Below are 12,431 nucleotides of genomic sequence, written 5' to 3'. Positions count from 1 at the left end.
AACGTCATGACTGTCCGTTCGGGCGAGGCCTACTACAACCCTCTGTGCCGGGAGAAACTGGTCATCAGGACGCCGGCTTCCCATACGGGTGGGGAACGCGCCGTGATGGACATGTATGTGGAGCCCGGCGGATTCGCGGCGGGATATCACACCCACCCGTACAGCTCGGAGCTGTTCGTTCTCGTGCGCGGAGAGCTGCGGGTGCACATCGCGGGCAGGGATGTCGTACTCGACAAGCTGGGGCAGAGCGTTCTCGTTCCTCCCGGGACCGTGCACCGCTGGTTCGCCCACAGCGACACCGAGGAGACGTTCGTGGTGGTGGAGCTGAGCAACAAGGCGGACCGTTTCGAGCAACTGATCTGCCGGCAGCTCTTCGGTCTCGCCCAGGACGGCAAGACGAACGAGGAGGGGCGCCCCAACCTGCTGCAGAGCGCCATTACCATGCGCGAGTTCTCCGACGTGCTCCGGTTCAGCGACCGGCCCTGGCCGGTGCAGCGGATGATCAACGGCGCCCTCGCCCCCGTGGCCCGGCTTCTCGGCTACCGCGGATGCAATCCCGAATATCTTCAGCGGCGCCCGTGGGAGACGGCAGAGCTGGAGGAGCTTCCCGGGGAGGTCCTGTCGCGTCTTCACGGGGGCACCTCCGTCCAGGGCCACCTCTGAGTGAGCGTTTGGTTCTGGGTTGTCCGTTTGGTTTGTGGTTCAGGTGCCGCGCCAGTTGGGGGTGGCTTCGCCGGTGAGGCGGCGGCTCATGAGGTCGATGGCTGCTATGTGGATCATGGCTTCGGAGCGGGCGGGCAGGGTTTCGTAGTCGCGGGCCGGGCGGCGGTGGTGCATGAGCCGGCCCAGGGTGCGTTCGATGACCCAGCGGCGGGGCTGGATGGTGAAGGTGCGGCTGTGGGTGGTGCGGTGGACGACTTCGAGGTCGATGCCGCGGGTGGCGGCGTGCTCGATGACGGTGTTCTTGTAGCCGGCGTCGGCCCAGGCCTTGGTGATGGTTCGGTGGTGGGTGGCGAGGTGGTCCAGGAGGTGGCCGCCGCCGGTGGAGTCGTGGACGCCGGCGGCGGTGACGAGCACGGTCAGGAGCAGACCGAGGGTGTCGGTGGCGAGGTGCCGTTTGCGCCCGGCGATCTTCTTGGCCGCGTCGAAGCCTTGGTCGGCGAGGTGGACGGTGGCGGAGGTCTTCACCGTCTGGGAGTCCAGCAGGCAGGCGCTGGGCTCGGCGCTGCGGCCTTCGGCTTCGCGGGCCAGGCGACGCAGCAGACCGGTGAGCCGGTCGAATACGCCGTCCTTCTGCCAGGTGGCGAAGTAGCCGTAGACGCTCTGCCAGGGTGGGAAGTCGTGCGGGAGGTAGCGCCAGGGGATGCCGGTGCGGTCGACGTAGAGGATGGCGTCCATCAGGTCGCGGAGGTCGTGGGTGGGGCGGCGGATGCCGGCCCGGGCCGCCCGCCAGGTTTCCAGGGTGGGGCGGATCAGCTCCCACCGGGCGTCGGACAGGTCGCTGGGATAGCGTCGTCGCGGTTGCATACTGCCGGGATACGGCAGGGATTCGTTGGTGGGCAGGGCGCACGGGATGTGGTGGAGGTATCGGGGCGGGCTGGGGCATCGCTAAATGAGACGGCGTACTTCCGGGCAAAGCGTCACGCCCGGCGGGTGGCCGCTCAGCGCCGTTGGTGTCATGTCGGGGCAAACCGGATACGTTCCGCCGGGGAATGGACTCGTGAGACCGCAGCAAAGCCTGCTATATGCGAACCAAACGCTCACTCAGAGCGTGTTTGAGACCCCACGTCGGATCGGCTCGCGGCGCCAGATGCGGTCAGCTGCACGGCGGAGGGGCACCCTCATACCGGGTTGTAGTCGGGTGTTCCTGACAACGCAGCAGATGGCCGTAGCCGGCGTCGCGGGCCCGGCGTGGGGTCTCACACACGCGCTGAGGTGTGCGCCGGTCCTGTCCGAGCGTGCCCGTGTCCGGGGCGCCGGACACGGGCACGCTCGCGGCCCCGGGGGCGGTCAGCCGGGGAGTTCCACGGACTGCCGGTGCCGGAAGACGTTCCTGGGGTCGTATTTCTTCTTCACCCGTTGCAGCCGCGGGTAGGCGTCCTTGTAGTAGAGCGTGTGCCAGGGAACGCCGGACCTGTTGTGCCTGGGGTCGCTGAGGTCGGCGTCCGGGTAGTTCACGTAGCAGCCGTCGGTGACGTTGTCGGGCACCGGCACGCCGCCCGTCCCGGCGTACACCTCCCGGTAGCTCTCCCTGGCCCAGGCCACGTACTTGGCATCGTCGGCCGGGTCGTTCCACTGGGCCGACCACAGCATCTTGAACGCGGCTGCCCGGTGCACGGCGGCGGTGTCGTACGGTCCGACCTTGCGGACCGCTCCCCCGAACGGCGTGAGCTGGATGTTCAGGTTGGGGCTCGCGACATCGGTCCGTGTGAGGTGCTTGTACATGGCGTCGAGGTGCGGCCGGGGGAACGCGGCACGCATGTACGCGGACTTGTACTCGGCGCGCAGCGTGGGGTCGTTCAGCAGCGGGTTGGTCGTGCCCACGAAGCGGGTGGCCTGCAGCCAGGGCAGTCGGCGGGGAGCGGCGAACTGCGGCATGGGGCCGATGTCCCCCATCTGCAGGGTGAGGGCGCTCTGCTGGGTGGTGACGCCTGTGCTCATGTAGGTGAGGTAGTCCTTGAGCATCTGCTGTGCCCGGGGGGCTGATGCGTCGACCTGGGTGACCAGGCCGATCTGGCCGTTGGCCTGGTGGTTGAGCAGGAGGAAGCTGGAGAGGAATCGCTGCGGGCTGTGTGCCGCGCTGTGAGCGACGTGCCAGGAGGCGTAGTTCTGGGCGAGTCGTGCGAAGTCGTTCTTGGTGATTCGGCTCCATGGCCAGGAGACCGCGCTCAGCAGGACTTCGGCCGGCGGTTTGGGCAGCAGGGTCCGCGGGTCGTTCCCGCGGGCGTCCGGTGAGCGGAAGAGGTAGCGGGTGACGACGCCGAAGTTGCCGCCGCCGCCGCCGGTGTGGGCCCACCAGAGTTCGCGGTTGGGGTCGCCCTTGTCGCGGGTGGCGAGCACCGTCCTGGCGGTGCCTGCGGTGTCGACCACCACCACCTCGACCGCGTAGAGGTGGTCGACGACCAGGCCGTCGCGGCGGGCGAGCATGCCCCAGCCGCCGCCGCTGACGTGGCCGCCCACGCCTACGGAGTAGCAGATCCCGCCGGGGATGCTTGTTCCCCATGCCTGGTAGAGCGTCTCGTAGAGGTCGAGCAGTGTGGCGCCGGACTCCACCGCGACTGCGCGGTGGGTGGAGTCGTAGTAGACGGCGTTCATGTGTGAGACGTCGAGGACGGTCTGCACGGTGGAGTTGTAGACGAAGTCCTCCAGGCAGTGCCCGCCGCTGCGTACGGTAAGGCGCTTTCGTTCTCTGACTGCTCGCTCCACGATCGCCGGTATCTGTTCCGGAGCGTCCACGAAATGCACCGACCCCGGCCGGGCGACGTATCGGGCGTTCATGGCCCTGACCACGTCCGGGTACTGCTGGTCGGCCGGGGTGACGGTGACCGGGCCGATGGACGGGGCCGCCGCGCCGGTCGCGGGGTTGCGGTTGGCCCCGACGGCTGGTCCGCCGGCCGCCGCCAACGCCGTTCCACCGAGTCCGGCTGCGGCGCCGGTCAGGAACTTTCGCCGCCCGAGACCCGCTGCGCGCTGCATCATGTTCATTCCTTTTCGAAGTCGAAGCAATTGCTGTGATTCCTGGGGGACGCCTCGACGCGCTCGGTGGTTCCGCAGTGGTGCGCGGTCTGTTTTCGCGCATGCCGGAGGAACTCTCGGAGCGTGGAGAAACAAGACCGGTCTTCTGTGGACCGGGGATGTTTCCCGATGATGCGCGCGTTTTTGTTGACGGTGCGCGGTGGCCGTCCCCCCTATGCCGTCCCCCCACGGCGAGATACCGACGATGGCACGTCGTATCGAGTCGTTTGCTTGTGTGTGTTCGCCTGCGTTTGTGTGACGCTGGTGGTGCAGGCGCGTCGCCGGAGCCCTTGAGGTGCGGGGCCGGTGAGAGCGTGTCACTTTTCGGCCGACGTGGCGATAATTAGAGCCAGGGGGCCGGTGCCTGTCAAGGGCTATTCGACTCCCGTCGTGAACTGTTCCGGTTCAGGCGGTTGCTCGATTCCGTGACGTCTGGGAGGTGGTACTCGGTTCTCTTTGAGTTGTTCCGAGTGATCGTTGTGGTCAACGGGGCCGGCGGTGGTTCCGGCGGAGGTGGGGAGGGCGTGCCGAGGTCGGTTCCTGTTCCTTGCGCCAGGGGAACGGCCTGCTTCTGGGCTTGTTTGCGCGTTCGCCGGCGGGTGCCATCGGTTTTGGTTCGGGGAGATCTCTGATTTCGTCCCGCGCCTCATGGAAGACCGCAATAATCGGAGATCCCGCGGGCCGGTGCGGCACCTAGCGTTGTCCGCACTGACGTGCAGAAAGGGGTTCGACGAGTGCGCGATACAAGCGGCTTTGAACGGCGTAGGTTCTTGGCGGCCGGTGCGGCAGCGGCGGGGGCCGCTGCGGTCGGGGGCACGGTGGCCGCGGGGGCGGCTACCGCGGCCGGGTCGGCGGCGGTCGCGAACGCGCCGTCGACGGCCCGGTCCGCTGCGCCGGTGGCGGTCACTCCGGGCGACAGGCGCTATCTCGACCTGGTGCGGGGCTGGAACCAGCGGTGGGTCGGCGCGCCGGAGGCCGTCTATGTGGTGAGGTCGGCCGCGGAAGTGGCGCGTGTCGTGCAGCTGGCGGCCGACCGTGGCAAGCGACTGACAGTCAGGGGGGGTGGTCACTGCTGGGAGGACTTCGTCTTCAACCCGGAGGTCGATGTCGTCGTCGACATGTCGGAGATGGCGGCGGTGCGCTACGACCCGGGGTTGCACGCGTTCTCGGTGGAGGGCGGGGCGCGTCTGCTGGATGTGTACGAGCGGCTGTACCGGATGTGGGGCGTCACGATCCCTGCCGGTACCTGTTACTCCGTGGGGGTGGGCGGGCACGTCAGCGGCGGCGGCTGGGGGATGCTGTTGCGCAGGGACGGCCTGGTGGTCGACCACCTGTACGCGGTCGAGGTCGTGGTCGTCGGTGCCTCCGGCAAGGTGCGTACGGTGGTGGCCACGCGGGAGAAGAACGACCCGAACCGTGAGCTGTGGTGGGCTCACACCGGTGGTGGTGGCGGCAATTTCGGCGTCGTGACCCGGTACTGGTTCCGCAGCCCCGGCAGGCCCGGCAGGAGGCCGGAGAGCCTGCTGCCGCAGCCGCCGGCCGAGGTGTTGATCAGCGCCGCTTCGTGGGCCTGGGACGATCTCGGGGAAGCGGACTTCGTCCGTCTGGTGAAGAACTTCGCGAACTGGCACGTGGCCCACGGTGAGCCGGACGATCCGCGTACCGCGATCTGCAGCCTCCTCTCCCTCAATCACCGTTCCAACGGGGCTGTCGGTATCGTCACCCAGGTCGACGCGTCCGTGCGTGACGCCGAGGGGCTGCACGCGGAGTTCATGGCAGCGGTGACGAAGGGTGTGCGGGCCCGGACCGGGCCCGTCACCACGCAGATGGGCGAGTTCGCGGCGATGCCGGAGTTCGCGCAGCCGCAGCGCCTGCCGTGGATGCAGGCGACCCAGTACATCGGGACCGCCAACGCGACGACCAACAACCCGACGTTGAAGGGTGACTTCAAGTCCGCGTACATGCGTGCTTCGTTCCCGGAGCGGCATCTGCGTGTCCTGTACGAGCACCTGTCGCGTGGGGACCTCGACAACCCGACCGCTTCTTTGATGCTGAGCTCCCACGGCGGCCGGGCCAACGCTGTTCCCGCCAATGCGACCGCCTTCCCCCACCGCAGCGCGCTGTTCAAGATGGCCTGGATGATCTGGTGGACCGACCCGGCGGACGAGGCCCGGTCGGTGGGCTGGCTGCGGGAGTTCTACGAGGATCTGTATGCCGATACCGGCGGCGTCCCGGTGCCCAACGGCGTCACCGACGGCTGCTATGTGAACTACCCGGATGTCGACCTCGGCGATGCGCGGCGCAACACCTCCGCGGTCCCTTGGCACGAGCTGTACTACAAGGGCAACTACGCGCGTCTTCAGCAGGTCAAGAAAGCGTACGACCCGAAAGACTTCTTCCGGCACCGGCAGTCCGTCCGGCTGCCGTCCTGATCGATCACGTGAAACGCTGCTGCGTGCGCGCCGATGGGGCCGGCGCACGCAGCAGCGTCGGCGTATCAGCGTTTCAGGGCAAAGGTGAGGCCGTCCGCAAACGGCAGCAGGCTCAGGTCCACCCGCTTGTCGTCACGCAGTTTGGCGTTGAACTCACGCAGTGCCCGCGTCTCCGAGTCCTGCGCCTCGTGGTCGACGACGGCCCCGTGCCACAACACGTTGTCGACCACGACGAGGCCGCCGGGACGAAGGAGCTTGAGGGCCGCCTCGTAGTACGAGGCGTAGCCTTCCTTGTCGGCGTCGATGAACACGAAATCGAACGAGCCCGGCGCGCCGGGCTCGCGGAGCAGGCCGGCGAGGGTCTCACGTGCGTCGCCGATCCGCAGGTCGACCTTGTCGGCCACTCCCGCCCGTGTGCAGAACTCCATCGCTGTCGTTGCCCATTCCTCGTTGAGGTCGAGGGCCACGACGGAGCCGTCGTCGGGCAGGGCCAGCGCGGTGGCGAGCAGGCTGTAGCCCGTGAAGACGCCGATCTCGAGTGTGCGCCGGGCTCCGGTCGCTTTCACGAGAAGCGCCAGGAACTGGCCCTGCTCGGGCGATATCTGCATCAGGTGCAGGGGGAGTTGGGAGGTCTCCTCCCTCAGTTCGAGCAGCAGGTCCGGCTCGCGCAGGGAGACGTCGGCGACATAGTCCTGCACGGCGTCGCTCAGCTCGACCTGAATTCTCATGCTGGATCCCCTCGATGATGTGCCCACACCCACGGGCATGCATTTACGCGAAATAACCTCTGATGGCACAACGATTAGAACGGCGGCATGCATGCCTGTCAAGCGGGAATGGCTCCGGTGTTTTCTTGATTGATTCTTCAGGAACCCCTGCGACACTGGTCGCATCGTCACCTGAATGCGAAGAGGTTATTGGCCCTTCGGGGTGCCGGCGCTTCCGCATTCGATGTCGCTATCTGTTGTGGGGGTCCCCGAGGTGGAGGAATTCTCGTGAGCGCAGGCGAGCGGAATCTCCGGGACTGCCTGGGGCAGTTCGCGTCCGGTGTCACCGTCGTCACGACCCGGTGCGGCGACGGAGGGGCGGTGCACGGTGCCACCGTCAGCTCCTTCACCTCCGTCTCGCTGCGGCCGCCGCTGGTCATGGTGTCGCTGGATCGGCGCAGCAGGCTGAGCGCGCTTCTGGCGGGCGGGCCGTTCGGGGTGAACGTCCTGGCAGCGGGCCAGAGCCGGCTTGCGCTCCGCTTCGCGGGCAGGGGCGGCCCGGTCGACGAGGACGTCGAGTGGCAGGACGGCGGCCCCGCGCCGCGGCTGGCCGGGGCTGTCGCTCACTTCACCTGCGCGCCGTGGGCCGCCCACGACGGTGGTGACCATGTGCTGTACATCGGCGAGGTGCTGGGCTTCGACGCCCCGGGCGGCGAGCCGCTGGTGTTTCACGGCGGCGCCTTCCACGCCCTGCGCGGGGCTGCGGCACTCGGCGCCGGCGGTCGCTGATCCCCGGGCTTCCTCTCACCACTGGCCCTCGTGGGGCCATCGACCGGACAAGGAAACGAACATGACGCTCAAGCAGGGTGAGACGGCAGGTGCGGCTGCAGAGGCCGCGGGCACGGGCTCCGCGGCACGGGTGACACGCCCGCTGACCGGTGACGAGTACCTGGAGTCCCTGCGCGACGGCCGGGGTGTCTACCTCTACGGTGACCGGGTCAAGGACGTGACCGCACACCCGGCGTTCCGCAATTCGGCGCTGATGACCGCGCGGCTCTACGACGCCCTCCACGACCCGGCCAGGCGCGGTGTGCTCACCACCCGCACCGACACCGGCAGCGACGGCTACACGCACGCGTTCTTCCGGACGCCTCGCTCCGTGCAGGACCTGGTCCACGACCGTGAGGCGATCGCGGAGTGGGCGAGGATGACGTACGGCTGGATGGGCCGCAGTCCCGACTACAAGGCGGCGTTCCTGGGGACTCTGGGCGCCAACAGCGAGTACTACGCGCCGTACCGGGAGAACGCCGAGCGCTGGTACAGGGAGTCCCAGGAGAAGGTGCTCTTCTGGAACCATGCGATCATCCACCCGCCTGTCGATCGTGACCGGCCCGCGGAGGAGGTCCGGGACGTCTTCGTCCACGTGGAGAAGGAGACTGACAACGGGCTGATCGTCAGCGGGGCGAAGGTAGTGGCCACCGGCTCGGCGATCACGCACTTCAACTTCATCTCGCATTACGGTCTTCCTCTGAAGGACAAGGAGTTCGCGCTGGTCGCGACGGTTCCGATGGAGTCGCCGGGCCTGAAGCTGATCTGCCGGCCGTCGTACGCCGCGACGGCTGCCGTCATGGGCAGCCCGTTCGACCATCCGCTCTCCAGCCGCCTGGACGAGAACGACACCATCTTCGTCATGGACAAGGTCCTGATCCCCTGGGAGAACGTCTTCCTGTACGGGGACGTGGACAAGGTCAACGGGTTCGCGCCGCAGTCCGGTTTCCTGGAGCGCCTCACCTTCCACGGCTCGATCCGTCTCGCCGTGAAGATCGACTTCATCGCCGGGCTGCTGCTCAAGGCGGTCGAGATGACTGGTGTCAGCGACTTCCGGGGTGTCCGGTCCCGGGTTGGCGAGGTCCTGGCGTGGCGGAACATGTTCTGGGCCCTGAGCGACGCGGCCGCCCGCAACCCGCAGGAGTGGAAGAACGGGGCTCTGCTGCCGCGGCTGGACTACGGCATGGCCTACCGCTGGTTCATGACGATCGGCTACCCGCGTATCAAGGAGATCATCGAGCAGGACGTCGCCAGCGGCCTCATCTACACCACCTCCAGCGCCGAGGACTTCAAGAACCCCGAGATGCGGCCGTACCTGGACACGTACCTGCGCGGTTCGGGCGGGCACGACGCGGTGAGCCGCGTCAAACTCATGAAACTGCTGTGGGACGCGGTCGGCACCGAGTTCGGTGGTCGCCACGAGCTGTACGAGCGCAACTACTCGGGTAACCACGAGGCGGTGCGCACCGACATCCTCCAGGCGCAGGAGGCCAGTGGCCAGGTGGCGGCCTACAAGGGCTTCGCGGAGCAGTGCCTGGCGGAGTACGACCTGGACGGCTGGACCGTGCCCGACCTCGACTCGTTCGAGGGGCTCAAGGGTGTACGCAAGAACCTGTGAGGTTGGGGCGCGGCTCGGGGAGCGGGCGGACCGCCGCCGGGCGCGGCCCGGAGCACGGCCCCCGGGCCCGGCCACAGGGCCCCGCCCGGGGGCCGTGCTCCTCCCGGTGGGGCCGCGCCGACCTTCCGCAACCGGAATCGGCCAGGCCCGGCGGCCGATCGGCGTCCGTACCTGCCCCCGATCCCGGGCGCGGCTCGGGGAGCGCGCGGACCGCCGCCGGGCGCCTGAGGAGGTATGCCGGCCACTGACGCTGCGCGCGGCTCGGAGGTCGGGCTGTGGCACGCGCCTCCTACCGGCAGGCGTTCTCGCTCGTTGGGCGGCGGAGCGTTCCGGGTCACGGTGCGGGATGCCGCGCGGGGCGGGTGGGGGGCCGGGTGCGGGGGCGGGCCTGCGCTGTGGAGGCGCTGCGTTGCGCGCGGGCCGGTGGTGTGGTGTCCGCTGCGGTGGTTCACGTGGCCGGCGACCGCGTTCCTGCCCCCCCTGGCGGGGCGGGTGTTGTCCGGGGCCGGGTGCGTCGGCGCCCTTGGGTCGCGGCTGTCCGGGATGTTGGCAGAGGGAGCCGTGGGCCGGTCACCGGGCCCGCAAAAGATAGAGGGGAGGGACGATGTCGCGACAGCCTTGGCAGGAGCTGTGGTCACTACCGGACCATGCCCGGGGTCCGGTCTGGGCCCAGGCGTCCAGACCTGGCACGGAAGTCGACGCGGCCACGCTCCAGGAGCACCGGGATCGCCTCGCGCGTACCTTTCGCTGCTACGGGATCCGGCCGGGCAGCACCGTCGCACTGCACGGTGTGCCCAGTTACACCCAGCTGTGGTCGCTGTTCGCGTTGTGGTCGCTGAACGCCCAGGTGGTCCTGTTGGAGCCGCGGTCGGCGCGGGCCGAGCGCGAAGCCCTGCTGGAGCTGTGCGCGCCGCAGTTCGTCGTGACCATCGGGGAACTGTACGAGAGGGAGGACCTCTTCGTGGGCGAGTGCGAGGTCCTCGTGCGCCGCAGGCGCCCCGGCCGCCCGGCGCGCACCGCTCACTGCCTTGTGCAGTTCTCCTCGGGTACCACGGGCCGGCCCAAAGCGGCGGGCCGTACCGCGCAGTCGCTGCTGACCGAACTGGGCCGGCTGCGGTTGCTGCCACAGATGCCCCGTGAGGGGGAACGGGTCGCGGTACTGGGCCCGCTCGCGCACTCCTTCGCCCTGGTCGCGGGTGTTCTCCACGCGCTCGGCGCGGGAGCGACCGTGGTCTTTCCCGCGACGCAGGCGCCGCAGGACCTCGTGGAGGCGGCCCGCCGCTCGCACGTGGTGATCGGCGGGCCCCGGCACTTCGCGGCGCTGGCCCGTGCCGAGGAAGGGACCCGCCTGCCCGACCTGCGCCTGGCCGTGTCGGGCGGGGACGTGCTGGACACCGCCGTTGCCGGGGCCTTCGCACGCCGTTACGGGGTCCTGGTGGGTCAGGGGTACGGCATGACGGAGACCGGCATCGTGTCGACGGACCTGTCCGGCGCGGCGGGCCCGGGGTCGATCGGCACCCCGGTGCCCGGTGTCCGCACCCGCATCCTGGGAGGTGTCCTCGGTGTCCGTCTCGCCGAGCCGCCGTACGTGCACCACGGTGGTCCGCACGACGGCTGGCTGGCGACCCAGGACCTGGTGACCCGTGACCCGGCGACCGGCGTGCTGTACCTGCGGGGCCGGGTCGACAGCTGCGAGCCGGGCGCTGTCGACGCGCTGCGGATCGAGGCCGTGCTCCGCGCCCACCGGGACGTCACCGACGCGGTGGTGCTCGGGGCCGATCCTCCGCAAGCGCTGGTGGCGTGCGCCCAGGGGCTGACCCGCACCGAGCTGGACGCCTGGTGCCGCCGTTTCCTGGACCCCGCCCGGGCCCTGCCCTGCCTCCACCTGGTCCCCGAACTTCCCCGCACGGTCAGCGGCAAGGTGCTGCGCGACCGTGCCTGGCTGCACGACCACGGCTGGTTCACCCGCCCCGCCCCGCGGCGTCCGGGCGACGACAAGAGAAACGAGAGCGACCATGGCAGGCGCCGCTACGTACGCACGTGACGTCACCAGGAACTACACCAGCGACGAAGAGCGCTGGCAGGCACTACGGGACAACGACCGGGACGCGGACGGCCACTTCTACTACGCGGTACGCACCACGGGCCTCTACAGCAGACCGTCGTGCGTGCTGCGGCCCGCGCGACGCGAGGACGTCACGTTCCTGTCGACCACGCAGGAGGCGCGCGCCGGCGGCTACCGCTCGTGCCGCCGCTGCCGGCCCGACGCCCCGGACCCCGACCGGCTCCACGCCCTCGCCGTGGCCCGGGCCTGCCGGCTGATGGACGAGTCGGCGGCTCCGCTGAGCCTGCAGGAGCTGGCACACACCGCGGGCTACAGCCGCTTCCACTTCCACCGGATGTTCAAGACCCTCACCGGGGTGACGCCGCACGCCTACCTGTCAGGGGTACGGGCTCACCGCGTCCGTCACGAACTGGCCCACGCGCGCACCGTCTCCGACGCCATCTACAGCGCCGGCTTCAGCTCCAACGGCCGGTTCTACGCCGCTTCCCCCACGATCCTCGGCATGACGCCGCAGGAGTTCCGCTCCGGCGGCCCAGGGGTCACGATCCGGCACACCGTCGCGTCGTCGTCCCTGGGGCCGGTGCTGGTCGCCGCGACGGACAAAGGCGTGTGCGCGGTACTGCCCGCCGCCTCGGACACGCCGGGCCTCCGGACGCTGGCCGGGATGTTCCCGCTCGCCCGGCTCACGGCCGGCGACTCCGGCTTCGCCACGCGGGTACGGGCCGTGGTCCGGCGGGCGGAGCCACCCGCACCGGGCCGGGAGCTGCTGCCCACCGACCTGCTGACGGTATGCCTGCACACACGGGTGCGCCAAGGACTGTCAGCGCCGGACCCGGCCCCGCGAGAGCGCCCCGAGGAGTGACCCGGGAGGGCGACGTTCCCCAGCCCGCGGGCCGGCGCCGTCCCCGCGCACACCCGGCACCCGTGAGCCCTCGACCGGCCGGTGCGTCGCGCCCGGCACGGCGCCCGAGCCGATCCGCCCGCCCACCCGTCCGCACCCGGGCCCCGTCACCCCGACACGCGGGGCACCGCGCCACCCGCCGGCC

9 protein-coding genes are annotated in these 12,431 nt (G+C 69.6%); 6 read left to right on the top strand and 3 right to left on the bottom strand.

Annotation, left to right across the window (positions count from 1 at the left end; genetic code table 11):
* Positions 1 to 6 precede the first annotated feature (6 nt).
* The gene (locus tag HCJ92_RS04140) at positions 7 to 663 is read left to right on the top strand and encodes a cupin domain-containing protein (RefSeq protein WP_167932022.1); all 657 of its coding nucleotides are present in this window, start codon (positions 7 to 9) and stop codon (positions 661 to 663) included.
* A gap of 39 nt (positions 664 to 702) precedes the next feature.
* On the opposite strand, the gene HCJ92_RS04135 is transcribed toward HCJ92_RS04140, so the two are convergent.
* Both HCJ92_RS04135 and HCJ92_RS04130 read right to left on the bottom strand, forming a co-directional pair.
* Positions 703 to 1,527 carry an IS5 family transposase gene (locus tag HCJ92_RS04135; protein ID WP_167932021.1) on the bottom strand — a complete coding sequence of 275 codons (825 nt, stop codon included), beginning with the start codon at positions 1,525 to 1,527 and terminating at the stop codon, positions 703 to 705.
* 483 nt (positions 1,528 to 2,010) lie between these two features.
* Entirely contained in the window at positions 2,011 to 3,696 is a 1,686-nt protein-coding gene (locus HCJ92_RS04130; protein ID WP_209310706.1) for an FAD-binding oxidoreductase, read from the bottom strand.
* A 773-nt stretch (positions 3,697 to 4,469) separates the two neighbouring features.
* On the opposite strand from HCJ92_RS04130, the gene HCJ92_RS04125 reads away from it, so the two are divergent.
* Positions 4,470 to 6,167 (top strand): FAD-binding oxidoreductase, encoded by a 1,698-nt coding sequence (locus HCJ92_RS04125; RefSeq protein ID WP_338054016.1) that lies wholly within the window; start codon positions 4,470 to 4,472, stop codon positions 6,165 to 6,167.
* Between the two features lie 65 nt (positions 6,168 to 6,232).
* On the opposite strand, the gene HCJ92_RS04120 is transcribed toward HCJ92_RS04125, so the two are convergent.
* Complete coding sequence (locus tag HCJ92_RS04120; protein WP_167932020.1) at positions 6,233 to 6,895, bottom strand: class I SAM-dependent methyltransferase; 663 nt, start codon at positions 6,893 to 6,895, stop codon at positions 6,233 to 6,235.
* 267 nt (positions 6,896 to 7,162) lie between these two features.
* Here HCJ92_RS04120 and HCJ92_RS04115 point away from each other — a divergent pair, with 267 nt between their 5' ends.
* The 4 genes from HCJ92_RS04115 to HCJ92_RS04100 all read left to right on the top strand — a co-directional run bounded on the left by HCJ92_RS04115 (position 7,163) and on the right by HCJ92_RS04100 (position 12,247).
* Positions 7,163 to 7,663: a flavin reductase gene (locus tag HCJ92_RS04115; RefSeq protein WP_167932019.1), complete on the top strand. Its 501-nt coding sequence runs from the start codon at positions 7,163 to 7,165 to the stop codon at positions 7,661 to 7,663.
* A gap of 61 nt (positions 7,664 to 7,724) precedes the next feature.
* Entirely contained in the window at positions 7,725 to 9,320 is a 1,596-nt protein-coding gene (locus HCJ92_RS04110; protein WP_209310704.1) for a 4-hydroxyphenylacetate 3-hydroxylase family protein, read from the top strand.
* A gap of 604 nt (positions 9,321 to 9,924) precedes the next feature.
* On the top strand, positions 9,925 to 11,364 hold the full coding sequence (locus HCJ92_RS04105) for a class I adenylate-forming enzyme family protein (protein ID WP_245240569.1): 1,440 nt from the start codon (positions 9,925 to 9,927) through the stop codon (positions 11,362 to 11,364).
* Positions 11,336 to 12,247 (top strand): bifunctional transcriptional activator/DNA repair enzyme AdaA, encoded by a 912-nt coding sequence (locus HCJ92_RS04100; protein ID WP_167932018.1) that lies wholly within the window; start codon positions 11,336 to 11,338, stop codon positions 12,245 to 12,247. Before HCJ92_RS04105 ends, HCJ92_RS04100 begins: the two co-directional genes overlap by 29 nt.
* The last annotated feature ends 184 nt before the right edge of the window (positions 12,248 to 12,431 follow it).

Source organism: Streptomyces spiramenti (assembly GCF_012034385.1).
In the GTDB taxonomy this organism is placed as follows: Bacteria; Actinomycetota; Actinomycetes; order Streptomycetales; family Streptomycetaceae; genus Streptomyces; species Streptomyces spiramenti.
The sequence above is the reverse complement of the archived record's forward strand: the minus strand, read 5'-3'. Positions and strand labels throughout refer to the sequence as shown.